This window comes from Brevibacterium gallinarum (assembly GCF_014836885.1).
Lineage (GTDB): Bacteria > Actinomycetota > Actinomycetes > Actinomycetales > Brevibacteriaceae > Brevibacterium > Brevibacterium gallinarum.
In genome coordinates this window covers 21,636-44,526 of record NZ_JACSPY010000017.1, presented here as the reverse complement: position 1 = coordinate 44,526, position 22,891 = coordinate 21,636, and the positions used below count along the sequence as shown (strand labels likewise).

Below are 22,891 nucleotides of genomic sequence, written 5' to 3'. Positions count from 1 at the left end.
CTCCGGCGGTGAGGCTCATGACACCAGTGCGGAACCTGCGGCCCGCGCTGCCCGGCTCCGCTGTGGAGGGCCCTCTCAGTTTCGCTTGCGAGAATGCGCCCATGAGCTTCGAGCCCTCTGACCTCAACCGCACGCCTGCCCGGCGGACCGGATCGAGAATCCGGTCCGATCTCGACCTGTCCGGTTCGAATGTCGGGGCTCGACTTCTGCAGCCGATCGTGCTGCTCGGGCTCATGTGGGTCATCGCCGCCGCCGACTTCGTGCTGCCGGGTTCATTCAACGGTTTCGGAGTCCGCTCATGGAATCCGACTGGTCTCATCGGCATCGTCTTCTCTCCGCTGCTGCACTCGGGCTGGCCGCATCTGATCGCCAACACGGTCCCGTTCCTCGTCCTCGGGCTGCTCGTCGCTGCCGAGGGCGTCCGCCGCTACTGGTTCGCCACCGCCGTCATCGCCGTTGTCAGCGGGCTCGGCGCCTGGGCGGTCAACTTTCCCGGCACGCTGACCGTCGGCGCCTCGGGTCTCGTGTTCGGCTACTTCGGCTACCTCATCCTGCGCGCGGTCTTCACCGATTCGATCCTGCGCCGACTGATGTTCGGCGTCATCGGCCTGCTCGTCATCATCCTCTACGGCGGCTCGATGATCACTGGGGTGCTGCCGCTGTTCCCCGGCATCTCCTGGCAGGGCCACCTCTTCGGGGCGATCGGCGGCGGGCTGGCTGCCTGGATGGCCGGGCAGCCGCGCTGGCACTCCCTCAGCGGTGAGACCACCGCCCCGCGCCGCACCGGCGGGCTGTACTGAGGGCCAGCATCGTCTCGTTTATCTCAGTATCCGCCGATCGGGTTCGGATGTTCTGACGTTTCGACCCAGATAGAACGCGGCTGGCTGTACTCATAGAGCCCCTCTTGTCCGCTGGAGCGCCCGTATCCCGAGTCTTTGAATCCGCCGAAGGGCGACATGACGTGAATTGTCTTATAACTGTTGACCCATACGGTCCCGGCGGTCAGTTTTCCTGCTACTCGGTGCGCACGTGCAACATCGGAGGTCCACACAGCGCCAGCAAGCCCAAATCTGCTGTCGTTTGCGAGGTTGACCGCTTCCGTCTCGTCCGAGAACGGCAACGCCGCGACGACCGGGCCGAAAATCTCGGTTCTGGCTAGTTCAGCATCGTTGGACGATGGTTCCAGGATTGTCGGTCGGATATAGAATCCTGCTTCATCCGCCCCAGTGGTCGTCGGGCCGTAACCGCCGAACGCGGTCTTGCCGTCGTACGAATCAAGGAGGCTTTTCACCCGCTCGAACTGAGCCCTGTTCTGAAGTGGGCCCATCTGGACATCGGGATCCTCAGGGTTGCCGACCCGAACCTGTGCAGCGATGTCACGCAGTTTGCGAATCACCTCATCGTAAACAACGTCATGGATGAGCAGTCGGGAACCGGCCACGCAGCTCTGTCCTGCCCCAGAGAAGATTGCTCCTGCTGCCCCACGCGCTGCACGCTCGAGATCCGCGTCGGCAAAGATGATGTTCGCAGACTTCCCACCGAGTTCAAGAACGCAAGGCTTCAGGTGCGATGCGGCCTTCGCGGCGATGATGGCGCCCGTGTGTGGCGAGCCGATGAAGATCACTTTGCGGATTTCGGGATGTTCGACGAGCGGCTCGCCCGAGGTCAGCCCAGTGCCGGAAACAACGCTGAAGAGGCCTGCCGGCAGGCCTGCTGCGTGAGCCAGCCCGGCAAGAGCGGTTGAGGTCACCGGCGTGTGTTCGGATGGTTTGATCACGATTGCGTTCCCAGCAGCTAAAGCTGGGGCCACCTGCCACCCGCACGTGAAGATCGGAGCATTCCACGGTGTGATCGCAGCGACCACTCCATAGGGCACTCGTTGGGTGTAATTGAGATGCGTCGTCGGTACAGCGAGCACGTCACCGGTCTGCTTGTCACACCAGCCGGCGTAGTATTCAAACATCTCTGCGACAGCTTGCACCTCAGCCCGCGCATCGTGGATCGGCTTCCCGGTGTTCTGTGCTTCCAACCGCGCCAGTTCGGGGAGGGCATCGCGCACTGCACCACCGACCGCGTGCAGACGTCGGCCCCGCTCTGCGGCCGTTAGCCCGATCCATTCTCGCTGCGATTCGACTGCACGGGCGACACACGCGTCGACCTGAGCTCGCAGAGGCTCTCGATAGCGAAGGAGGCTCTGCCCCGTGGCCGGATCGTCGATGCTGATCTCTCTGCCTTCACCGAGTACCACCTCGTCCCCAGTGGAGACGCCGATTGCAGGGGCACCTGGCATATCAGGACGATGGTCAGTCATTCGGGGTTTCCTCCTGGACAGCTCTGTTTGATGTGACGATGCGATTGAAGTCTGCGTCGGCGCCGAATGCCTCCTGCGCTCTCTGCCATTGCAGCAGCGCGGCATTGAGAAGTGGAGCATCTACGCCCAGCACCCCCGCAGTCCCTGTTGCGAGCCCGACGTCCCGGGCCATCAAACCGGTGGAAAACCCGCTGTCGAAGGTGCCAGAGAGCACCCACTCGGGCACATTGAGCTCTGTAACGGCGCTGCGACCGGAAGCCGCATTCACTGCTTCGAAGATCTTCGCCGGAGGTGCGCCCCAGGCTTCAGCCAGAGCCAAGGCTTCTCCGGCCGCAGCCAGATGGACGGCGCACAGCCCATTGTTGATGAGCTTGGCCAGCTGACCATTGCCGGGGCCTCCCACCTCGGTGCAGCGACTGGTGAGCGCAGTGAGAACCGGAGTGGCACGCGCGACAGATTCCGCGCTGCCGCCGACGAATGCCGTCATCGTTCCACCACGTGCGCCTTTCGGACCTCCACTGACCGGTGCATCGACGAATCCGACTCCTAGGTCGTCGAGCCGGCGCGCAAGCTCCTGCGCAACTCGCGGATCTCCTGTCGACATATCGAGGACAACACTGTTCGACCCGTTTCGTGCAGCCAGATCTTCGGCAATGCCGTTGGCTCCGATCAGCACTTCACGGGAGATGTCGCTTGACGGCAGCGAGAGAACCACCGTTGGGGCCTGCTGCGCGACATCCTCGAGTTCACTGGCGATGATCCCACCAGCCTGGAGATCTTCACTCACTCCGACGGGATCGACACCGTAGACGTGATAGCCGTGGCGAAGGAGCGTGGCAGCCATTCCGGCGCCCATCCGGCCAAGACCAATGACGGCAACTGCTGGGGACTGATTCATGAAACTCCTAGCATGAGTTCGGCGATGAGGACGGACCCAATGTAGGTACCGAGCAGGACGAGGACACCGACAATGAGGATTTTCCAGCCAGACGTACGAGCAATGGAGATCTCACGAGCGGTTATCGCCATCGCTGCATACGCCAGGCACGGGGGAGTCAGCGCAAGGAAATCGATGTTCTCAACCCAACGGAGGACCGCTCCTGCCCAGGGTGTCCCGGGAATGGTCGCGGCAATTCCGACGATTGATACCCAGGCTACAGAAGGTAGTTTGAGCATCGGCAGCAGACGGGCGATTACGACTCCGGCAACGCCAATGCCCGCGAGCACGGTGAGACCGCCGATGATCTGTCCGATTCCAAGATCAGTCGCCATCAGTTGCAACGGAATGCACATAATAGTGACCAGTGCGAGTAGTGTGACTTCGTGGCTCAACTTAAGCGCTTCGGTTGGTTCCGCGACGGCGACTTGCTGGCTCATGTCATTGCCTTTCCTCGACGAGCTTCAGGGCTGAAGCGTCGATAGATCCACTCAACGAGGGGAAGTGCGATGAAGAGGCTGGCGTACATGCCTGTCGCGTAGGTCAGAAGGTTGCTCGCACCGGCGAGAGCGATGAGAGTGTCTGCCTGCGCTGGCACGGCTGCAGCCAACGCCCCTGAACACGCAGCCATCATCGAACCGCTGCCGACACCGCACGCCATTGCGAGTGCCCGCGGATCGAAGACGTCAGTCGAGGCCAGTCCAGAAGCCAGCACCGAGAATACGATGGTTCCGACCAGTGTGCCGACGACGTAGACTCCCATCACTCCGGCACCTTCAGGGCTCTTTAGCCCATATCGGTCCGCGACGATCGCCAAGCTTGGTTCTCGGGCCACCGAGAAAGTCGCTCCGACGGATTCACGGCCCATCTTCAGCACCCACAGCGCCACTGGCAGCGCGAACACGATCGTGAATAGGTTTCCGAGCTCCTGTAGAAGGAGAGCTGGCCCGGCGGCGATGATATCGCCGAGCGCAGGTCCGACAGTTGTGCCGAACTTCGCGATGAATGGAATGATCGCCACCACTACGCATGACGATGCAGCCGTGATGTGACGCGTTTTCAGTAAACCAACTGTGCGTCCGACGATGTTGGAATTCGTCAGCAGACCGAATGCGAAGGCGAAGAGGAGCGGCAACAGCAGGATGCTGCCGAGCCCTACGGGAATATCTACGATGCCGATGAGCTGAGCTAGCACGACGATTATGAGCGCCGCCGCATGCAATCGCGGTGACAATAGTTCTTGCAGTCGCATCGCGCCCCCATTGGTCGATGATTGTTGAGTTCCTTCGAACGTAACAACGGACCCGGATGGGCAGTAGTACCCAAAATCTGCATCACGCGGTTGCCCTCACAGGCAACGCCAAGATGGAAAATGCCGTCCGGCAGATGTTAATTGGCGTTGAGATCCTGCACGTAACGGCTTAGACGCGCTTCCAATTCACTTGCGGCAAGCGACACCGGCCGACCAACCTGAGCAAGCAACGACGCTGTAACCTGGCTGACGCTCGCGGCCGAAAGTGGGCGAGAAACCAGGTTGGCATACGGACGGGTAACGAAACCCGGCAGCAGAACGTAGCCCGCGCCGGAAGCTGCAAACGCAACAAGTGCGTTCACCGACCCAGTCTCCATCCGTACTCGAAACGCTGTACCTTCATCACGTTGTAAGTCATCCGTCAGTGCGCGCAGACCGAAACCCGGAAGCAGGAAGGCACCTGCATGCTCGGCTAGCATCGCGCAGGTGACCATCGAGACTTCAGCAAGCGGGTGATCGGGGCTGACCGCGACGGCAAGACTGTCCGTGCTCTCAGCGATCACGCTGAGCGCGGCATCCGGAACCACATGCGCGCCAATTCCGTAGTCGACATCGGCATCAATCACAGCCTGGCGAATATCACTCGTGCCGGCGTTGAGCACCTCGACGGATACGGCAGGATGTTCAGCGAAAACGCTGGGAAGGACTTCCTCTATCAAACCGGTGAGGAACCCTTCGCCTACAGCGATTCGGACTTTGCCTGAGAGTTCGTTGCGGGCGGCAGATAGTTCATCTGCCAGTGTGGCGTCCAAATCCTCCCGGGCCCGCACGTACCGAAGCAGTGCTTCGCCTGCCGGAGTCGGTCGCACTCCAGTGGCGTGCCGATGCAGCAGCTCTTCACCTACGCGCTGTTCCAGGCTGGCGATCGTCCGGCTCAAAGCCGGAGGACCGATGAAAAGGCGCCTGGCAGCAGCTCGGATCGACCCGGCACTGACAACTTCGGCAAAATAGGTCAGCGCACGATCATCGGTGATGCTGAGGTCGGTCATATCAGCAGGATACGCCGCCGTGATGAGTCAGCTGCGCGTCCCCTGCTCCGACCCCATACCCGGGGCATCCTCCCAGCGACTCCACTAGCCGGCAACAACACCCGCATAGCTCAACCTGGCCCTTCTTCAGCCGCATAACTCAACCTGGCCCTTCTTCAGCCGCATAACTCAACCTGGCCCTTCTTCAGCCGCATAGCTCGACCTGGCCCTTCTTCAGCTGCCAGGGAAGCACAGCAGCAGCCCGCCTACTGCCCATCGGATTCGGTGAGCGGGAATGGATATCCTCTAAGGTGGCCTCGCCGCTGTTTCGCTATAGTGAAGCCGATTGCACTGAGGGCCGCGTTCTCATACCCGCCCACTGCCGAGTGAAGCTTCTCCCTAGCATGCAGCCCGTTGCAGCTGAGCAGGGCTAACGCTGAGCAAAATCACTGATGAGAAGAGCTAGGGCTGAGCCAAACGCAGAGCTGACCAAGGTCAGAAAGGTTGTTCATGGTTGTGGCGCCGGAAACCATGAACAACTTTTCTAACTTTCACGGCGGCCCACATTACCCAGCGGCCTTGGCCTGAGGCGCAGTCTCAGCCCTTCAGCGGGAGTGGTACTTCTGCTGGGTCTCCGTCAGCCCTTCGGTCACGAGCATCTCGACGGCATCGGCGAGATCGCTGATGAACATCGGCAGAGTCTTCTTCTCATCGGTGCTGAAGGGCCGCAGCACGAACGATGCGGTGTCCATGCGGCCCGGCGGGCGGCCCACCCCGGCACGCACCCGCAGGTAGTCCTTGGTGCCGAGTGCCTGGGTGATCGAACGCAGCCCGTTGTGCCCGCCTTCTCCCCCGCCACGTTTGAGTTTGATGGCGTCGAAGTCGAGGTCGACGTCGTCGTGGATGGCGATGAGGTTGGCCGCGGGCACTGAGTAGAACTTCAGCAGCGCCTGCGTCGGCCCGCCGGTGACATTCATGTAGCCGAGCGACTTCGCCAGCACCACGCGCGGTCCCGGCCTCCCGCCGATGCTGCCGAGCCGGCCCATCGCCGCGAGCGCGCCGTGCTTGGTCTTGGTGAGGTTGAGGCTCATCCGGTCGGCGAGTTCGTCGACGGTCATCTGGCCGATGTTGTGCCGGGTCGGGGCATACCGCGCCCCGGGATTGCCCAGCCCCATGACGAGCCACGTCTCATCGGCCATCGCCGTCCTCCTTCGTCATCGCCGGCCTCGATCCTGCCGGTCATGTCTACGGTAGCGAGTGAGTGAGCCTCGCGTGGCTTAGATCAGGCTTACCTGTCGTGCCTGACCGGGCCCGAGGCGGTGGTGGGGTGAATGCCGCAGCGGCAGGCCCCCGGACGGGAACCTGCCGCTGCATGCTCAGAGGTGAGCCGGCGCTCTGCCCGGCATCTCAGCTGAGTGAGAGGATCACTCCTCGTCGTCGCCCTCAGCCTCGGCGTCGCCGCCCTGGGCCTCGGCGTCGTCCTCAGCCGGAGCACCGGTGGCTGCAGCGACCTCTTCATCCACCGCATCGGACTCGAGTTCGGCCTCGAGCTGCTCTTCGGAGAGTTCAGCGGAGATGTTGACGATGAGCAGCTCGGGATCGTCAACGAGTTCGGTGCCCTTCGGGACGGTGACATCGGAGGCGTAGACGTGCTCGCCGACCTCGCGGCCTTCGATGGAGACCTCGACGGACTCCGGCAGGCTGGTGGCTTCGGCCAGCAGGCGGATGACCTGGTTGTCGACCGAGACGACGGTGCCGGGCGCGGCTTCGCCCTCGACGACGACCGGGACCTCAACCTCGATCTTCTCGCCGCGCTTGACGATAATGAGGTCGAGGTGCTCGATGTTCCAGGTCACCGGGTGACGCTGGATGTCACGGGCGATGGCCAGGCGGTTCTTCGAACCGTCCGGGCTTTCGATCTCCAGCAGGGCGTTGGGCATCTTCATCGCCATCATGGTGGCGTGGCCGTCGAGTGCCAGGTGGATGGGGTCCTCGCCGTGGCCGTAGAGGACAGCGGGAACCTTGTCTGCGCGGCGGAGCCGCCGGGCAGCGCCCTTGCCGAAGTCTTCGCGGCGTTCTGCGATGAGCTTGAAGTCAGCCATTTTCTTCTCCTTCGTGGTGTGAGCACCACGGCGGACGAGCCTCGTGGTCGCTCCCGGGCCGGCACCGAGGTGGTGGCGGTGGCGCTGTGCGCCGGAGAAGGGGGCTTACGAGAACCGCGTCGATCACGGAAACATGGGTTTCCCTCGCCGAGGTAACTCATCAAGGATACTCGCCTGGCGCCTCGGCGGCAAAACGACTGCGCACCTCGGCGGCAAAACGACTGCGGCGCCCCGGCCGGTGCCGGGACGCCGCAGGAAGCCTGAGACTCAGACGAAGCTCATTCGATCTCGAAAAGGCTGGTGACCGAGCCGTCTTCGAACACCTCGTGCACGGCGCGGGCGAGCAGCGGGGCGATCGAGAGCACGGTGAGCTTGTCGAACTTCTGCGAGTCTTCCAGCGGCAGCGTGTTCGTCACGATGACCTCGGAGGCGCACGAGTTCTTCAGCCGCTCGACAGCCGGGCCGGAGAACACCGCATGGGTCGAGACGATGACCACGCCCTTCGCACCGGCTTCCATGCAGGCATCGGCTGCCTGGACGATGGTGCCGCCGGTGTCGATCATGTCATCGACGAGCACTGCGGTGCGTCCTTCGACGTCGCCGACAACGCGGTTGGCCTTCGTCTGGTTGGGCCGGTTGATGTCGCGGGTCTTGTGGATGAAAGCCAGCGGCACTCCGCCGAGAGCTGAGGACCAGTTCTCGGCGACCTTGATGCGGCCGGCATCCGGGGACACGACGGCCAGTTCGCCGGGATGGTTCTGCTTGACGTAGTCGGCCAGGATCGGCAGGGCCACGAGGTGGTCGACCGGTCCGTCGAAGAAGCCCTGGATCTGCGCGGTGTGCAGGTCGACGGCGATGAGCCGATCGGCGCCGGCGGCCTTGTACATGTCAGCGACCAGACGCGCGGAGATCGGCTCGCGGCCGCGGTGTTTCTTGTCCTGGCGGGCGTAGGGGAAGAACGGGGCGATGACGGTGATGCGCTTGGCCGAGGCGCGCTTGAGCGCATCGACCATGAGAAGCTGCTCCATCAGCCAGTCGTTGATCGGCGCGCAGTGGGACTGCATGACGAACACGTCCGAGCCGCGCACCGACTCGGAGTAGCGGACGTAGATCTCACCGTTGGCGAAGTTGTAGATGTCGGTGGGCAGCAGTTCAGTGCCCAGACATTCGGCGACCTGTTCGGCAAGCTCCATGTTCGCCCGGCCGGTGACGAGGACGAGCTCCTTCTCACCGGCTGCCGTAATCTTATTCACTACTCCGACTCCTTCTGCGTTTGCTGAGCAGCCTCGGCAGCCTGGGCGGCAGGCGTACCTGGACGATTCTTCACTACCCAGTCTTCAACATTACGCTGAGGTGCGACCGTGATGGCCAGCGCCCCAGGCGGAACATCCTTGCGGATCACGGTGCTCGCACCCGAGTAGGCGCCGTCGCCTACGGTGACGGGGGCGACGAACATCGTGTCCGAGCCGGTGCGGCAGTAGGAGCCGATGGTGGTGTGGTGCTTGTTGATGCCGTCGTAGTTGACGAACACGGAGGCAGCGCCGATGTTGGTGTACTCCCCGATCGTCGCATCGCCGACATAGGACAGGTGCGGGACCTTCGAGCCGGTGCCGATCTTGGCGTTCTTCGTCTCGACGAAGGTGCCGATCTTGCCCTCGGTGCCCAGTTCGGTGCCCGGGCGCAGGTAGGCGAAGGGCCCGACGTTGGCGTTCTCGCCGATGACGGCCAGCTGGCCGTGGGTGCGCACCACCTGGGCGCCGGCGCGCACTTCGGTGTCCGTCAGCGTCGTGTCGGGTCCGATGACCGCACCCGAGGCGATGTCGCAGGCCCCGTAGAGCTGCACACCGGGCAGGATGGTCGCGTCGGCGGCGAGCACCGCATCGGCATCGATCCACGTGGTGTCGGGGTCGACGACGGTGACGCCGGCGCGCATCCAGTTCTCGATGACGCGCTTGTTGAGCTCCTTGCCCAGCTGGGCGAGCTGCACTCGGTCGTTGGCTCCCTCAACCTGCCAGAAGTCCTCGATCGTCCGGGCGGCGACAGCCCCACCGGCGGCGCGGGCGATGCCGATGACATCGGTGAGGTACTTCTCCGCCTGGGCATTGTCGGTCGAGACCTGGGCAAGGGATTCGCGCAGCACGGTCGCGTCGAAGGCGTAGATGCCGGAGTTGATCTCCGTGATCTGCTTCTCCTCGTCGCTGGCGTCCTTCTCCTCGACGATGCGCTCGAGGTTGCCGCCGGCGTCGCGCACGATGCGCCCGTAGCCGTGCGGGCGGGCGACCTCCGCGGAGAGCACGGTGACCGCGCCGGAGCGCTGCTCGTGGAAGCCGACGAGATCCGAAAGCGTCTCAGCGGTCAGCAGCGGCACGTCGCCGTAGGTGACGACGACAGTGCCGGTGAGGTCCTCGGGCAGCTGGGTGAGCGCGCATTCGGCGGCGCGTCCGGTGCCGGGGATGTCGTCCTGGTCGGCGACGAGCACCTGCCGGTCGATCGCCTCGGCGATGGCCGAGACATGCTCGGCGACCTGCTCGCGGGCGTGCCGGAGGACGACGACGAGATGCTGGGGCTGGGCACCGGCGGCGGCATTGATCGCATGGTGGAGCAGCGACCGCCCACCGATCGGATGCATGACCTTCGGTGTGGCGGATTTCATTCTCGTGCCTTCGCCGGCGGCCAGCACGATGACGGCTGCGGGGCGGTTGACGGTCATGTTCACTCCTTCATCCGGGTGGCCGGATCGTCGACGCGCTCCGCCCATAGGATTCGAACCTATACTGCACGGCTCCAAAGGCCGGCGTGCTGCCATTACACCAGGGCGGATCATGCAGTCCCGGCCGCCCGCAGACCCCGGGGCCGCGATTACTCGGGCACAATCTTGCCACTAGAATGAAGCCTATGGAAATTCTTCGCGATATTCTCCTGTTCCTGCACCTGCTCGGCATGGCGATCATCATCGGCGGCTATTTCGCCACGATCCGCCGGCCCCATGTCATGCCCGGCATGCTGCACGCCGCCTACCTCCAGCTCATCACCGGCATCGGGCTCGTCGGCGTCATCGAGATGGCCGGTGACCCGTCTGCCGCCTTCCACATGAAGGTCGGCATCAAGGCGCTGCTCGCGATCGCCGTGGCCGTCACCGCGTTCATCGGCAACCGCAAGCAGAAGCGCGCCCACGCTACCGCAGGTGCCGGCGAACCGGCCGCTGCGACCGGCCCGGAGCCCAGCGCCGGCCTCGCCCACGCGACGTTCGCACTCGCCCTGCTGGCTGTGCTCGTCGCCGTGTTCGTCAACGTCTGAGCCGACTGCCGCTCAAGGAGATGCCGGCGCCCCGCCACGGGGTGCCGGCATCGTCGTCTTCTCCCCCGCGCCCGAGGCGGTCGGCACCTTGGCCGTGTCTGGCCCGGTTGGTAGATTGCTAAGACCATGTCTTCACTCTTCGAGTTCCTCAACACTGCCCCGGATTCTCCTCCGCCGCACGCTGCGCTGCCGGAGATGCCCGTGCCCGAGGCGGCAGGTGAGACGGGGGCGACAGGCGCCCACCGCCTCGGCGCCGGTGACCCGGCCGAGCTGCTCGATGGGCTCAATCCCGAACAGTCTGCTGCGGTCACCCATGCCGGGTCGCCGCTGCTCATCGTCGCCGGTGCCGGTTCGGGCAAGACGACGGTGCTCACCCGCCGGATCGCCTATGCGCTGCGCACCGGGCGCGCTCATCCCGGTCAGGTGCTGGCGATCACGTTCACGAACAAGGCCGCCAAGGAGATGCAGGAGCGCATCGGCGCGCTCATCGGCCCGCAGGCGCGCGGCATGTGGGTGTCGACGTTCCATTCGGCGTGTGTGCGGATCCTGCGGCGGGAGGCGAAGACGCTGGGCATGAAGTCGAACTTCGCCGTCTACGATGCGCAGGATTCGCTGCGGCTCATCACGCAGGTCGCCCGTGAGGCCGATGTCGATGTCAAGCGCTTCACCCCCAAGTCGCTGCAGCACCGGATCTCGGCGCTGAAGAACGACCTCATCACCGCTGAAGACTATGCCGGGCAGGCGCGGATGGACAATCCGGCCGATCAGGCAGTCGCCGAGGTGTACCGCCGGTACGCTGAGCGGCTGCGGCTGGCCAATGCGTTCGACTTCGACGACCTCATCATGGAGACGGTGCATCTGCTCGGCGCCTTCGCCGACGTCGCCGCCTACTACCGCAGCCGGTTCCGGCACATCCTCGTCGATGAGTATCAGGACACGAACCCGGCCCAGTATGCGCTCATCCGAGCATTGGCCGGGGCTGATGCCGATCAGCTCTCGGCGGAGCTGACCGTCGTCGGCGATGCCGATCAGTCGATCTACGCCTTCCGCGGGGCGACGGTGCGCAACATCGTCGAGTTCGAGAACGACTTCCCGCAGGCGCGCACGATCCTGCTGGAGCAGAACTACCGGTCGACGCAGAACATCCTCTCTGCCGCGAATGCGGTCATCGCCAACAATGAGGGCCGCAAGGACAAGCGGCTGTGGACGGCTGCCGGTGACGGTGCGCCGGTCGTCGGCTGGGTGGCGGAGAACGAGCAGGCGGAAGCGCAGTTCATCGTCGACCGGATCGATGAGCTCATCGACCAAGGCGACACCGTCTACGGCGACTGTGCGGTGTTCTACCGCACGAACGCCCAGTCCCGTGCGATCGAGGATGCGCTTGTGCGCGCCGGCATGCCCTACCGGGTCGTCGGCGGCACCCGGTTCTATGAGCGCAAGGAGATCAAGGACGCTCTTGCCTACCTGCGGGTGCTCGCGAACCCGGCTGATGACGTCAACCTGCGCCGCATCATCAACGTGCCCAAGCGCTCGATCGGCGACCGGACGGTCGCGATGCTCGGTGCGTTCGCCGAACGCGAGCGGGTGACCTTCTTCGAGGCGCTCGAACGCGCGGACGAGGTGCCGGGGCTCTCCAGCCGGGCGAAGGGCCCGCTGGAGAAGTTCCGGGCGCTTTTCGCAGACCTGCAGTCGACGGCGGAGGGCGCGCAGGTCGCCCGCGTGCTCGAATCGGTGCTCGAGCAGACCGGGTACCTGGCCGAGCTGCAGGCCAGCACGGATCCGCAGGACGAGTCGCGGGTGGACAACCTCGCCGAACTCGTCGCCGTCGCCGAGGCCTTCGATGCCCGCGGTGAGGGGGCGACACTCGATGACTTCCTCGAGCTCGTGTCGCTGTCCTCGGATGCCGACGAGATCCCGGATGAGGAGTCCGGGGAGGTCACGCTCATGACCCTGCACACGGCCAAAGGCCTGGAGTTTCCGACCGTGTTCCTCACCGGCATGGAGGACGGCAGCTTCCCGCACCAGCGCTCCTTCAACGATCCGTCAGAGATGTCCGAGGAGCGCCGGCTGGCCTATGTCGGGCTGACGCGTGCGCAGAAGCGGCTCATCCTCACCCGTGCGGAGACCCGCAGCATGTGGGGGCAGCCGCAGTACAACCCGCCCAGCCGGTTCCTCACCGAAATCCCCGCCTCGCTCATCGAGTGGGAGAGCACCGGCACCCTGTCAGCTGAGGCCCTCACCGCTGCCTCCGGTGGTCATGGTGCCGGCGGTTTCGGCAGTTCGTACGGCGGCGGGTTCACCGGCGGCTCCTACGGCGGCGGGTTCACCGGCGGGTCGAGTTCGTTCCGCTCCAGTTCGGCGGCCGGGCGCAGCTCGTCGTCGCGTGCGGCGTCGAAGTCACCGGGCACCGGGTTCCCCAACCGCATCCGGCCCAACCGCGAGGTCGTCCAGGTCGCTGCCGGCGACCGGGTCTCGCATGACTCCTTCGGCCTCGGCACCGTCATCGAGGTCAAGGGCAGCGGTGACAAGACCGTCGCCGTCGTCGACTTCAAGTCGCTGGGCACCAAACGGCTGCTCATGCGCTATGCCCCGGTCGAGAAGCTCTGACGGATCCGAACCGCCTCGGGCGCGGTGAGCACGACGCAGGCCCAGCACCGTGCGGTGCTGGGCCTGCGTGTCAGTCTGTGGCCTGAATGTCAGCCTGGGGCCTGTGTGTCAGCCCGTGGTCTGCGTGTCGGTCAGAAAGACGTCACTCGTTGCCGAGCTTGCCGTCTGCGGCATCGCGGCCCTTGTTGATCTGGTCGTCGAACTTTCCGCCGGAGGCGTCCGAGGCCTTCTGCGTCGCCTGGTCGAGGCCCTTGTCAGTGGCCTGCTCGCCCTTGTCCGAGTTCATGGCGTCCTTCGCCTTGTTGCCGAGGTCTCCGAGTCCCATGTCAAACTCCTTCTCAACATCGCGTTCCGGTCAGGTGACCGGCTGTGGATTCCACGTTTGCAGGTCAGCGTCCGGCTGTAAAGACTTCCGCGCGAGTGGAAACGCGGTGTTCACGCCGTCTTCACGCAGCCGCCGGTGCCTGGCCGCGGCGGTGGTTCAGTGGCCGGGGACGACGAGGCTGAGCCCGGCGAGTGCACCGGCGAGGATGAGGATGGTGATGACGTCGGCCCGGCGCGGCCGGTTGACCCACATCTCCCCGAGTGGGCCGGGCAGCATCCGCAGGCCCGCCAGCAGGAACAGGCCGGCGGCCAAGGTCAATCCGCCCAGCCGGAAGCTCAGCAGCGCAACGGCTGCTGACAGGAAGATCCAGATGAGGCTGGCCAGCAGCACCCAGTCGCGGCGGGTGGGGTTGGAGTAGCGGCGCTTCCAGTAGATCCAGCGTTTGGAGAACCAGTTGCGTCCGCGCCCGCGCGGCAGGGGCCGGCGCTGATGGCGCGGCGGCTGCCCAGCTGCCGTCGGCCCAGCAGCCGGCGCTCGGTCGGCCGGCCGCCGGGACGCGGCGTGTCGGGGTTCAGTGGAAGAAATGGCGGGTTCCCGTGAAGTACATCGTCACTCCGGCCTGCTCGGCGGCTGCGATGACCTCCTCATCGCGGATCGATCCGCCCGGCTGCACGATCGCGGTGACACCGGCGCGGGTCAGCACTTCGAGCCCGTCGGCGAACGGGAAGAACGCATCCGAGGCGGCCACCGATCCCGCGACCCGGTCGCCTGCGCGCTGGACGGCCAGCTGCGCGGAGTCGACCCGGTTGACCTGGCCCATGCCGACTCCGACGGAGGCCCCGTCGGCGGCGAGCAGGATCGCATTGGACTTCACCGCCCGGCAGGCCCGCCACGCGAAGGCGAGATCGCGCAGCGTCGCCTCGTCGACGGCCTGCCCAGCGGCCAGGGTCCAGTTTGACGGGTCGTCGCCGTCGGCCTGGAAGCTGTCGCGGTCCTGGATGAGCACACCACCGGAGATCTGGCGGAACTCCTGGGCATCGGGCTTCCAGTCGCCGAGTTCGAGCAGGCGCAGGTTCTTCTTCGTCCTGAGGATCTCCAGCGCCTCGGGGGCGAACGAGGGGGCTGCGAGCACCTCGGTGAAGATCGGCTTGACGGATTCGGCCATCTCGACGGTGACCTCGCGGTTAGCGGCGATCACCCCACCGTAGGCCGACACCGAGTCGCAGGCGTGGGCCTTGCAGTGGGCCTCGGCGATATCAGCCGCAGTGGCGATGCCGCACGGGTTGGCGTGCTTGATGATCGCCACCGCAGGTGCGTCGAAGTCGTAGGCGGCCCTAATCGCGGCGTCGGTGTCCTGGTAGTTGTTGTACGACATCTCCTTGCCGCCGAGCTGCTGGGCCCCGGCGATGCCGCCGCCGGCTGCGGTCTGGTAGACGGCAGCGGCCTGGTGCGGGTTCTCGCCGTAGCGCAGCCCGTGCTTCTTGCTCGCGGTGATGCCGAAGATGTCGCCGGGCTCCTCGCCGTCGGTGAGTTGTCCGGCCAGCCAGCCGGCGACTGCGGCGTCGTAGGAGGCGGTGTGGGCGAAGGCCTCGGCTGCGAGCCGGCGCCGGGAGGTCAGGTCGAAGCCGCCAGTCTGCGCAGCGGTGACGACATCGCCGTACCGGGCGGGGTCGGTGACGATCGCGACACTCGGGTGGTTCTTCGCCGCCGCGCGGACCATGGCCGGGCCGCCGATGTCGATCTGCTCTACGCAGGCGTCGAAGTCCGCACCTGAGGCGACGGTGTCGGTGAACGGGTAGAGGTTGACGACGACGAGGTCGAAGGCGTCGATGCCGAGCTCAGCCAGCTGTGCGCGATGGTCGTCCTTGCGGGAATCGGCGAGGATCCCGGCGTGCACCTTCGGGTGCAGGGTCTTGACGCGGCCTTCGAGGCATTCGGGGAATCCGGTGACGTCCTCGACCGGGGTGACGTCGATTCCCGCCGCAGCGATCTGCTTGGCCGTCGAGCCGGTCGAGACGATCGACACCCCGGCCTCGGCGAGCCCGCGGGCCAGGTCGGTCAGGCCGGTCTTGTCGTAGACGCTGATGAGTGCGCGGCGGATCGGACGGTGAGCTTCCACAGCAGGCTCCTTCGGACGGAATGGGCGGAGGCGGACAGGTGATGACGGAGTCGGACAGGTGATGAGAGGTGAGCTGGTTCAGTCGATGCTATCGCGGCCGGAGAATCCGGTGACGCGACGGCCTGCCACGTGCAGATCCCCACTGGCCAGGTGTGTGAGGACGTCGACGAGCAGGCGGCGCTCGACCTGCCGGATGCGCTCATGCAGGGTGTCCTCGGTGTCATCGGCTTCGACGAGGACCGGCTGCTGGGCGATGATCGGGCCGGTGTCGACGCCTTCATCGACGAGGTGGATCGTCGAGCCGGTGACCTTGACGCCGTAGGCGAGCGCATCGCGGACTCCGTGCGCGCCGGGGAAGGACGGCAGCAGGGCCGGGTGGGTGTTGATGATGCGCTGTGGGAATCGCGAGATGAAGTCGGGCCCGAGGATGCGCATGAACCCAGCCGAGACGACCCAGTCGGGCTGATAGTCGGCCACCGCCTCGGCCAGTGCCCGGTTCCATTCGTCACGGGAGGCGAAGTCGCTCGGGGCGACGACGAAGGTGTCGAGACCGGCGCCTCGGGCACGGTCGAGGACTGGGGCGTCGGGCCGATCGGAGCCGACCGCAGCGAGCGTGACATCGGCGGCGGGTGCGGCGGTGGTGAAGGCGTCGATGACAGCCTGGGTCAGGGACCCGGATCCGGAGGCGAGGGTTACGAGGCGCACGGCTGTCATTGTATGTCAGACTGTTGCGGTGAGTCCGATCGAGCACAAGCCCAGCCAGAACGACCAGCGACCCTCTGCCGAGAAGCCCAGCGGCGATGAGGAGCTGGTGATGAAGCGCAACCGTGAGGGAATGATCTTCACGCTGCTGCTCGGCGCTGCGCTGCTGGCCTCGCTGTATCCGCTGCCGGCGAAGCTGTTCTCCGGCGTCTTCGCGATCGCTGCCCTCGTGTGGGCGGTGCGCTACTTCATCGCCGGGGTGCGCTCGAAGCAGGCCGGCGGCTGGATCGTCATGGGTGTGCTCGGGGCGCTGGCGGCCGGCTGGATGATCCTGCAGGCGATCGGCATGGCGGTGCTGTACCCGCAGCAGAAGGCCTACGAGGACTGTGTCGCCTCCGCGCTGACGGAGCAGGCCGCAGTCGAATGCCAGACCGAGCACCGCTCGCAGCTGACGAAGATGCTCGAGGACCTCGGCGCCGGCTGATCAGTGACCGCTGCTGAGTCTGCCTGCCCTGTGTGCCGTCTCAGTCCTGCGGCTGCGCCCGGCGGGCGGCGAGGATGAGCCCATAGCCGGCCCACAGACCGGCGATGACGAGTCCGCCGGTGATGAGCGGGAACAGCAGCGCCGGCACTCCGAAGACCTCCAGGCCGCCGGGCCCGAGCCCACCGGTGGAGAACAGCCCCCACATCCACATGAGCACGAGCAGCTGCGCTGAGGCGACGGCGATGACCGGCAGGTCGACGTGCTGCCAGCTGCGGCGCAGCGTCACGAGCAGCACGCCGATGATGAAGAGCAGTACTGGTGCCGCGGCCAGGAAGGCCGGCGGGTCCTCCGGGATGATCGCCAGCAGCGGCACCGCCGGGCGCGGCCCATCGGCTGCTGAGAACGCCGAGGCGGTCTCGGCTGCAGACAGGTTCACGCCGGCACCGCTGAGCCAGGCGAGGGCGACGGCGAGGATGCCGGGCAGGTAGAGCAGCTGCACCGCCGACAGTCCGATGGCGGCCACGACCGGGGCGCTGTAGAGGTCGACGACGTCTTTGACCTCCTCGAACTCGACGGCGAGTCCGACGGCGACGCTGAGTGCTGCCAGCCCGGCCAGCCACCAGCCGGCGCGCACGCTCACGCGGTGTGCGTCCTCCAAGGCTGCGGTCCACTGCTGGCCGAGTCTGGCGGACAGGCGGGAGTCCGCGGCGGCTGCCTGCGGGTACAGTCCGGCGCCGAACACGATCGCGGTGCCGCTGAGCAGTGCGACGCGGGTGAAGCCGATGAGGCTCGGCGTCGCGGCCCCGAGTGCGAAGCCGAGCCCGACGGCGATGAGCAGGAACGCTCCGGCGATCGACAGGTAGGCGCTGGTGCGCGGAGCGCGGTGGGCGGTGAGCTGGCCGGCGTGCTGCAGGCGCGCATTGGCGTCGAGCGCGGTGGCGGTGCGGGAGGCGGAATTGCGCAGCAGCAGCCAGACGATAAGGCACAGCAGACTGGGCGGGAAGCTCATGAGCGCCTCACCGGGCCTGACGCTCAGCCCGGTGGCGGCAGCCAGGCCGGTGAACGCCCAGCCGGGGATCGCGGCGAGCGGACACTGTTCGGCGATGCCGATGAACCAGGCGATCGCTGCGAGCACGAACGCGATGGTGATGAGCACGAGGAGGATCCGCACGGCTTCGAGCACGCCGATGACCGCTGGGTGGCGTCCGAGATGCCGGGACCCGCGGCCGCTGCTGTCAGGTGGGGAGCTCACTTCCCCTATGGTGCCCGACGTGGCCGCCGGACACGGAATACCGACACACCGGGTGTTGCGACTAAAGTGGTAGCGTGAGCCACTATCGCGGTGACCGTCGGCGCTGACCGCCGACCGCGTCATTGTCGTACACCAGCGCTGAAGACAAGGTTGCGAAGCATATGAACTCCGGCCCTACTCCCCCGCCGATGCCCCCTCAGCCGCCGCACGGTCCCGGCGGCTCGTCCGGCGCCGGCGCACCCGGCCCTAACTCCGGCGGCCCCCAGGGGCCCTACTCCGGCGGCCCCCAGGGGCCCTACTCCGGTGGACCGCAGGGACCTTACTCCGGCAGCCCGCAGGGGCCTTACTCGGGTGGTTCCCAGGACACGGGTCCGACCTACAGCGCCGCACCGATCGGCTCGAACCCCACGGGCGGGGCGAGTGCCGCCTCGGGCCCGGCAGGCGGCAGTGTCCCGCAGCCGGCCCCTGCCCCCGGTTATGCACCCGGCCCCGGTGGCCCGCACCAGGCGGATGGGCAGCAGAAGGGGAAGAAGTCGAAGCTGCCGCTGTTCCTGTCGCTGGGCGCTGTCGCTCTCGTCCTCATCCTCGTGCTCGTCGGCTTCTTCGTCGTACGCAGCGTGAACAACAACAAGTACGGCCCGGACACGGTCGCCGAGGAGTACCTCGCCGCGATCGAGGCCGGCAACATGGACAAGGCCAACGAGATCACCAAGGCCACCGCCCCTGACGGCGCCAGCGAAAAGCTCCTCGTGCAGCCGATCGTCGACGGTTCACAGGACAAGATCACCGACACCAAGGTCGTCGAGACCACCCGCAACGGCGATTCGGCGAAGATCCACACCCAGTACTCCCTCGGCGGGCAGCCCTACGACCTCGTGCTCACGGCGACGAAGGACGGCCGGCAGGGCATGTTCTTCGACAAGTGGAAGCTCGAACCGCCGGTGCTGCCGACGATCGCCCTCGAAGTGCCGCCGATCAGCGGCTCGACGATCAACGGCCAGGAATTCACCCCTGAGGCCGGCCGGGTCGAGTACGCCGTCTGGCCGGGCCGCTACGACGTCTCGACCCCGGAGAGCAAGTACATCACCTCTGCTGAGGGCAATGCGACCGTCGGCTTCGCCGATGAGGAGGCCCCGCAGGCTGCGACCGTCAAGCTCTCCGTCGAGGCCACCGATGCCTTCGATACCGACGTCAAGAAGCTGGTCGAGGACAAAGTCAAGGAGTGTGCCAAGGAGAAGAAGACCTCCGTCGACGGCTGCCCGATGGTCAACATCAGCTGGAATGACGACAAGGGCAAGGAAGCCGCCGACAAGGTCAACGAGAAGACCATCGAACGCTCAATCGAGAAGATGCCCTCGATCCGCACGATGCTCAGTCCCGACGGCTCCGGCGGCTCCTTCTACACCGAGTCCGACAAGGTCGGGAAGATGAAGATGAAGGCCAAGTCGAAGGACGGCCGCTACCGCTGGGACGGCACCGTCGACTTCGAGACCAACGGCTCGGTCAAGATGGACGGCGACAAGCTCACCGTCGACTTCTACTGACCTGGCACCCCTCACAGCCGACCTGACCTGCGACATCGCCGGTCAGGTCAGCTGTTTCGACTCCGGCTGACCGGCGCCGAGGCGGTGGTACAGTCGTGGACTGTGAGTGCAGACACGTCCCCGGCCGGCCAGGTGAGCGAACCAGAGCCGGTCATCTCCGCCTCGGGCCTGGCGAAGAGCTACGGCGACTTCGCCGCCGTCGACGGCATCGACTTCACCGTCACTCCTGGTGAGAGTTTCGGCCTTCTCGGCCCGAACGGGGCCGGGAAGTCGACGACGATGCGCATGATCGGTGCGACGCTGCCGCGCACCGGCGGACAGCTGAGTGTGCTCGGCCTCGATCCCAACGTCAACGGCCCGCAGATCCGCGCTCGGCTCGGCGTCATCCCCCAGCAGGACAATCTCGACGAGGAGCTTTCGGTCTTCGACAACCTCGTCTTCTACGCCCGCTACTTCGGGTACCCGCGCGCCTACGCCAAGGCGAAGGCCGATGAGCTGCTCGACTTCGCCAATCTGCGCGAAAAGCGCAGCGCCCGGGTCGATGAGCTCTCCGGTGGCATGAAGCGCCGGCTGACGATCGCCCGGTCGCTGGTCAACGATCCCAGCCTGCTCATGCTCGATGAGCCGACCACCGGGCTCGACCCGCAGGCCCGGCACATCCTGTGGGACCGGCTCTACCGGCTCAAGCAGCAGGGCGTCACACTCGTGCTCACGACCCATTACATGGATGAGGCCGAGCAGCTGTGCGACCGGCTCATCGTCGTCGACCACGGCCGGGTCATGGCCGAGGGAGCGCCGAGCGAGCTCATCCGCCGCTACTCGACCCGCGAGGTGCTCGAGCTGCGCTTCGGCATCGACCGCAACGAAGAGCAGGCCCCGGCGCTCGAACGGTACTGCGAGCGCATCGAGGTGCTGCCTGACCGGCTGCTGCTCTACAGCGGCGACGGCGACGCCGCACTCGCCGCGATCCGGGAGGCCGGGTTCGCTCCGCTGACTGCGCTCGTGCGCCGTTCCAGCCTCGAGGATGTGTTCCTCAGGCTCACCGGACGGAGCCTCATCGAATGAGCACCGGCATCGACGCACCCGGCACGCATGCCGGCCAGCACCAGAGGGTGCGCCGGGTCGGCCCGTGGCTGGTGGCCGAGAAGCAGCTGCTGTTCTCCCTGCGGTTCATCAAGACGGCCCTGGCCGTCACGGTGCTCACCCCGGTGTTCTACATCTTCTCCCTCGGTCTGGGGCTGGGCACGGTCGTCGACTCCGCCCAGCCTGACGGCGTCGGCGGGGTGCCGTATCTGCTCTTCGTCGCCCCGGCGATGCTGGCGACAGCAGGGATGATGTTCGCCGTCGAGGAATCCACCTACCCGGTGATGGCCGGGTTCCGGTGGAACCGCGGCTACTGGGCGGCAGCCGCCACGACGCTGACCCCAGCGCAGATCGCGCTCGGCGCGGCCCTGGCGACGGCCATCCGGGTCGCTGTGATCACGACGATCTACTTCCTCATCATCGCCTTCGTCTTCGACGCCGTGCCGAACCCGCTCACCGGCTGGCTCATGATCCCGCTGGCCGCCGTGGGCGGGACTGCGCTCGGCTTCCCGGTCATGGCCTTCACCGCCACGCTCACGCGCGACTCCGGTCAGTTCGCGCTCATCCAGCGCGTCGTCGTCATGCCGCTCATGCTGTTCTCCGGCACGTTCTTCCCACTGGCGAACCTGCCGCTGTCGGTGCAGTGGATCGGCTGGCTGTCCCCGCTGTGGCACACCACCGAACTCGGCCGGCTGCTGTCCTATCACCAGCCGATGCCCGGGGTCATGATCGCCGTGCACCTCGCCTGCATCTTCATCCCCAGCGCCGTCGGCCTGCTCGTCGCGATGCGCCTGTTCACCCAGAGGCTGACGTCATGACGCAGCCGCCCAGCCCACAGCGCCCGCCCAGTCCGCACAGTCCGCGCAGCCCACACACGCAGGCCCTGCCAGCCGACGGCGAACCGTCAGGCAGCACTGCTGCCAGCGCACTGGCCGCTCCGCGCCCGGGCCGGGTGCGGGCCTTCTACGCCGGCAACGCCCGGGCTGTCGTCGCCCGCGGCTTGCAGGTCTTCCGGCACAATAACTCCATCCTCGTCGCCTCCGGAGTGCTTGAGCCGATCCTCTATCTGCTGGCGATGGGCTTGGGGCTCGGTTCGCTCATCGGCCGCGTCAAGTACGCAGGCGTCACGATCTCCTATGCCGCCTATATCGCACCAGCCCTGCTGGCCGCTTCGGCGATGAACGGCGCGGTCATGGACTCAACGGTCAACGTGTTCTTCCGCCTCAAGCACGGCCGGCTCTACGAGGCGATGCTCACCACCTCGCTCGGCCCGCTCGACGTGGCCCTCGGTGAGATCCTCATGGCAGTCTTCCGCGGCTTCCTCTACGCCTGTGGCTTCGTCGCCGTCATGTTCGCCCTCGGGCTGCTCGCCTCCCCATGGTCGCTCACCGCACTCGGTGTCGCGATGCTCATGGCCTTCGCGTTCGCCGCAATCGGCATGGGGATCACGAGCTTCTTCTCCGGCTGGTACCAGCTCGACTGGATCTTCGTCATCCTGCAGCCGCTGTTCCTGTTCTCCGCCACCTTCTACCCCATCGATGTCTACCCGGCCGCCGTACAGTGGGTGGTCCAGGCGCTGCCGCTGTGGCACGGCGTCGAGCTCATGCGCCTGTCGATCCTCGGGGCAGCGACCAGCTCGGCCTGGATCCACATCGTCTACTTCGCCGGCATGATCGTCATCGGTCTGGCACTGACGTCGACGAGGCTGCAGAAGCTGTTCCTGCGCTGACCGCCGGCACCACCGGCTCGCACCCTGCCCGTGCGGCAGTCACCGCTCCCGAGGCGGGGGTCGCCTGTCTGCACACCCGTGCCACCGCCGCCGCCCATCGGATGAGCACGCATGCGCGC

Annotated in this window: 22 protein-coding genes and 1 tRNA gene; 8 read left to right on the top strand and 15 right to left on the bottom strand. The window is 66.0% G+C overall.

Going from position 1 to position 22,891, the window contains the following annotated elements:
- Window positions 1–101 precede the first annotated feature (101 nt).
- On the top strand, window positions 102–800 hold the full coding sequence (locus H9634_RS12885) for a rhomboid family intramembrane serine protease (protein ID WP_191727163.1): 699 nt from the start codon (window positions 102–104) through the stop codon (window positions 798–800).
- 23 nt (window positions 801–823) lie between these two features.
- Here H9634_RS12885 and H9634_RS12880 read toward each other — a convergent pair whose 3' ends face one another.
- The 10 genes from H9634_RS12880 to H9634_RS12835 form a co-directional block, all read right to left on the bottom strand.
- A complete protein-coding gene (locus H9634_RS12880) occupies window positions 824–2,311 on the bottom strand; it encodes an aldehyde dehydrogenase family protein (RefSeq protein WP_225210941.1) in 1,488 nt (495 codons plus the stop codon).
- On the bottom strand, window positions 2,304–3,209 hold the full coding sequence (locus H9634_RS12875) for an NAD(P)-dependent oxidoreductase (protein WP_191727161.1): 906 nt from the start codon (window positions 3,207–3,209) through the stop codon (window positions 2,304–2,306). The genes H9634_RS12880 and H9634_RS12875 overlap by 8 nt, the downstream gene beginning before the upstream one ends.
- Window positions 3,206–3,688, bottom strand: a complete 483-nt coding sequence (locus H9634_RS12870; protein ID WP_191727159.1) for a hypothetical protein — start codon at window positions 3,686–3,688, stop codon at window positions 3,206–3,208. The genes H9634_RS12875 and H9634_RS12870 overlap by 4 nt, the downstream gene beginning before the upstream one ends.
- Window positions 3,685–4,500 carry a DUF3100 domain-containing protein gene (locus H9634_RS12865; RefSeq protein ID WP_191727158.1) on the bottom strand — a complete coding sequence of 272 codons (816 nt, stop codon included), beginning with the start codon at window positions 4,498–4,500 and terminating at the stop codon, window positions 3,685–3,687. Before H9634_RS12865 ends, H9634_RS12870 begins: the two co-directional genes overlap by 4 nt.
- A gap of 137 nt (window positions 4,501–4,637) precedes the next feature.
- A complete protein-coding gene (locus H9634_RS12860; RefSeq protein ID WP_191727156.1) occupies window positions 4,638–5,549 on the bottom strand; it encodes a LysR family transcriptional regulator in 912 nt (303 codons plus the stop codon).
- Window positions 5,550–6,133: 584 nt separating this feature from the next.
- Window positions 6,134–6,727 (bottom strand): aminoacyl-tRNA hydrolase, encoded by a 594-nt coding sequence (gene pth / locus H9634_RS12855; protein WP_191727154.1) that lies wholly within the window; start codon window positions 6,725–6,727, stop codon window positions 6,134–6,136.
- A 225-nt stretch (window positions 6,728–6,952) separates the two neighbouring features.
- A complete protein-coding gene (locus tag H9634_RS12850) occupies window positions 6,953–7,630 on the bottom strand; it encodes a 50S ribosomal protein L25/general stress protein Ctc (protein ID WP_191727152.1) in 678 nt (225 codons plus the stop codon).
- 278 nt (window positions 7,631–7,908) lie between these two features.
- Window positions 7,909–8,883 carry a ribose-phosphate diphosphokinase gene (locus tag H9634_RS12845; protein WP_102163142.1) on the bottom strand — a complete coding sequence of 325 codons (975 nt, stop codon included), beginning with the start codon at window positions 8,881–8,883 and terminating at the stop codon, window positions 7,909–7,911.
- On the bottom strand, window positions 8,883–10,340 hold the full coding sequence (gene glmU / locus H9634_RS12840; protein WP_191727150.1) for a bifunctional UDP-N-acetylglucosamine diphosphorylase/glucosamine-1-phosphate N-acetyltransferase GlmU: 1,458 nt from the start codon (window positions 10,338–10,340) through the stop codon (window positions 8,883–8,885). The genes H9634_RS12845 and glmU overlap by 1 nt, the downstream gene beginning before the upstream one ends.
- 38 nt (window positions 10,341–10,378) lie before the next feature.
- Window positions 10,379–10,450: transfer RNA gene (locus H9634_RS12835), tRNA-Gln, on the bottom strand.
- A 75-nt stretch (window positions 10,451–10,525) separates the two neighbouring features.
- Here H9634_RS12835 and H9634_RS12830 point away from each other — a divergent pair.
- Window positions 10,526–10,927: a hypothetical protein gene (locus H9634_RS12830; protein WP_191727149.1), complete on the top strand. Its 402-nt coding sequence runs from the start codon at window positions 10,526–10,528 to the stop codon at window positions 10,925–10,927.
- A gap of 126 nt (window positions 10,928–11,053) precedes the next feature.
- A complete protein-coding gene (pcrA, locus tag H9634_RS12825) occupies window positions 11,054–13,534 on the top strand; it encodes a DNA helicase PcrA (protein WP_191727147.1) in 2,481 nt (826 codons plus the stop codon).
- Window positions 13,535–13,676: 142 nt separating this feature from the next.
- Here pcrA and H9634_RS12820 read toward each other — a convergent pair whose 3' ends face one another.
- The 4 genes from H9634_RS12820 to purN form a co-directional block, all read right to left on the bottom strand.
- A complete protein-coding gene (locus H9634_RS12820) occupies window positions 13,677–13,859 on the bottom strand; it encodes an antitoxin (protein ID WP_191727145.1) in 183 nt (60 codons plus the stop codon).
- A gap of 156 nt (window positions 13,860–14,015) precedes the next feature.
- Window positions 14,016–14,249: a hypothetical protein gene (locus H9634_RS12815; protein ID WP_225210940.1), complete on the bottom strand. Its 234-nt coding sequence runs from the start codon at window positions 14,247–14,249 to the stop codon at window positions 14,016–14,018.
- A 181-nt stretch (window positions 14,250–14,430) separates the two neighbouring features.
- Complete coding sequence (gene purH / locus H9634_RS12810) at window positions 14,431–15,978, bottom strand: bifunctional phosphoribosylaminoimidazolecarboxamide formyltransferase/IMP cyclohydrolase (RefSeq protein WP_191727143.1); 1,548 nt, start codon at window positions 15,976–15,978, stop codon at window positions 14,431–14,433.
- A 78-nt stretch (window positions 15,979–16,056) separates the two neighbouring features.
- Window positions 16,057–16,683 (bottom strand): phosphoribosylglycinamide formyltransferase, encoded by a 627-nt coding sequence (gene purN, locus H9634_RS12805; protein WP_318245114.1) that lies wholly within the window; start codon window positions 16,681–16,683, stop codon window positions 16,057–16,059.
- Between the two features lie 28 nt (window positions 16,684–16,711).
- Here purN and H9634_RS12800 point away from each other — a divergent pair, with 28 nt between their 5' ends.
- Entirely contained in the window at window positions 16,712–17,164 is a 453-nt protein-coding gene (locus tag H9634_RS12800) for a hypothetical protein (RefSeq protein ID WP_175294304.1), read from the top strand.
- 40 nt (window positions 17,165–17,204) lie between these two features.
- Here the strand turns inward: H9634_RS12800 and H9634_RS12795 are convergent, their stop codons facing one another.
- Window positions 17,205–18,416 carry a cell division protein PerM gene (locus H9634_RS12795; protein ID WP_191727140.1) on the bottom strand — a complete coding sequence of 404 codons (1,212 nt, stop codon included), beginning with the start codon at window positions 18,414–18,416 and terminating at the stop codon, window positions 17,205–17,207.
- A 161-nt stretch (window positions 18,417–18,577) separates the two neighbouring features.
- On the opposite strand from H9634_RS12795, the gene H9634_RS12790 reads away from it, so the two are divergent.
- The 4 genes from H9634_RS12790 to H9634_RS12775 all read left to right on the top strand — a co-directional run bounded on the left by H9634_RS12790 (window position 18,578) and on the right by H9634_RS12775 (window position 22,772).
- Window positions 18,578–19,960, top strand: a complete 1,383-nt coding sequence (locus tag H9634_RS12790; RefSeq protein ID WP_191727139.1) for a proline-rich domain-containing protein — start codon at window positions 18,578–18,580, stop codon at window positions 19,958–19,960.
- 102 nt (window positions 19,961–20,062) lie between these two features.
- A complete protein-coding gene (locus H9634_RS12785) occupies window positions 20,063–21,025 on the top strand; it encodes an ABC transporter ATP-binding protein (RefSeq protein WP_318245113.1) in 963 nt (320 codons plus the stop codon).
- Window positions 21,022–21,861 carry an ABC transporter permease gene (locus H9634_RS12780; RefSeq protein ID WP_191727137.1) on the top strand — a complete coding sequence of 280 codons (840 nt, stop codon included), beginning with the start codon at window positions 21,022–21,024 and terminating at the stop codon, window positions 21,859–21,861. Before H9634_RS12785 ends, H9634_RS12780 begins: the two co-directional genes overlap by 4 nt.
- The gene (locus H9634_RS12775) at window positions 21,858–22,772 is read left to right on the top strand and encodes an ABC transporter permease (protein ID WP_191727135.1); all 915 of its coding nucleotides are present in this window, start codon (window positions 21,858–21,860) and stop codon (window positions 22,770–22,772) included. Before H9634_RS12780 ends, H9634_RS12775 begins: the two co-directional genes overlap by 4 nt.
- Window positions 22,773–22,891: the final 119 nt, after the last annotated feature.

What these genes read in the sequence shown, in the direction of transcription:
- H9634_RS12865 (WP_191727158.1), bottom strand. Translation starts at nt 4,500, where the DNA reads ATGCGACTGCAAGAACTATTGTCACCGCGATTGCATGCGGCGGCGCTC.
- H9634_RS12775 (WP_191727135.1), top strand. Translation starts at nt 21,858, where the DNA reads ATGACGCAGCCGCCCAGCCCACAGCGCCCGCCCAGTCCGCACAGTCCG.
- H9634_RS12860 (WP_191727156.1), bottom strand. Translation starts at nt 5,549, where the DNA reads ATGACCGACCTCAGCATCACCGATGATCGTGCGCTGACCTATTTTGCC.
- H9634_RS12880 (WP_225210941.1), bottom strand. Translation starts at nt 2,311, where the DNA reads ATGACTGACCATCGTCCTGATATGCCAGGTGCCCCTGCAATCGGCGTC.
- pth (WP_191727154.1), bottom strand. Translation starts at nt 6,727, where the DNA reads ATGGCCGATGAGACGTGGCTCGTCATGGGGCTGGGCAATCCCGGGGCG.
- H9634_RS12830 (WP_191727149.1), top strand. Translation starts at nt 10,526, where the DNA reads ATGGAAATTCTTCGCGATATTCTCCTGTTCCTGCACCTGCTCGGCATG.
- H9634_RS12850 (WP_191727152.1), bottom strand. Translation starts at nt 7,630, where the DNA reads ATGGCTGACTTCAAGCTCATCGCAGAACGCCGCGAAGACTTCGGCAAG.
- H9634_RS12885 (WP_191727163.1), top strand. Translation starts at nt 102, where the DNA reads ATGAGCTTCGAGCCCTCTGACCTCAACCGCACGCCTGCCCGGCGGACC.
- H9634_RS12820 (WP_191727145.1), bottom strand. Translation starts at nt 13,859, where the DNA reads ATGGGACTCGGAGACCTCGGCAACAAGGCGAAGGACGCCATGAACTCG.
- H9634_RS12780 (WP_191727137.1), top strand. Translation starts at nt 21,022, where the DNA reads ATGAGCACCGGCATCGACGCACCCGGCACGCATGCCGGCCAGCACCAG.
- H9634_RS12790 (WP_191727139.1), top strand. Translation starts at nt 18,578, where the DNA reads ATGAACTCCGGCCCTACTCCCCCGCCGATGCCCCCTCAGCCGCCGCAC.
- glmU (WP_191727150.1), bottom strand. Translation starts at nt 10,340, where the DNA reads ATGACCGTCAACCGCCCCGCAGCCGTCATCGTGCTGGCCGCCGGCGAA.
- H9634_RS12870 (WP_191727159.1), bottom strand. Translation starts at nt 3,688, where the DNA reads ATGAGCCAGCAAGTCGCCGTCGCGGAACCAACCGAAGCGCTTAAGTTG.
- H9634_RS12875 (WP_191727161.1), bottom strand. Translation starts at nt 3,209, where the DNA reads ATGAATCAGTCCCCAGCAGTTGCCGTCATTGGTCTTGGCCGGATGGGC.
- pcrA (WP_191727147.1), top strand. Translation starts at nt 11,054, where the DNA reads ATGTCTTCACTCTTCGAGTTCCTCAACACTGCCCCGGATTCTCCTCCG.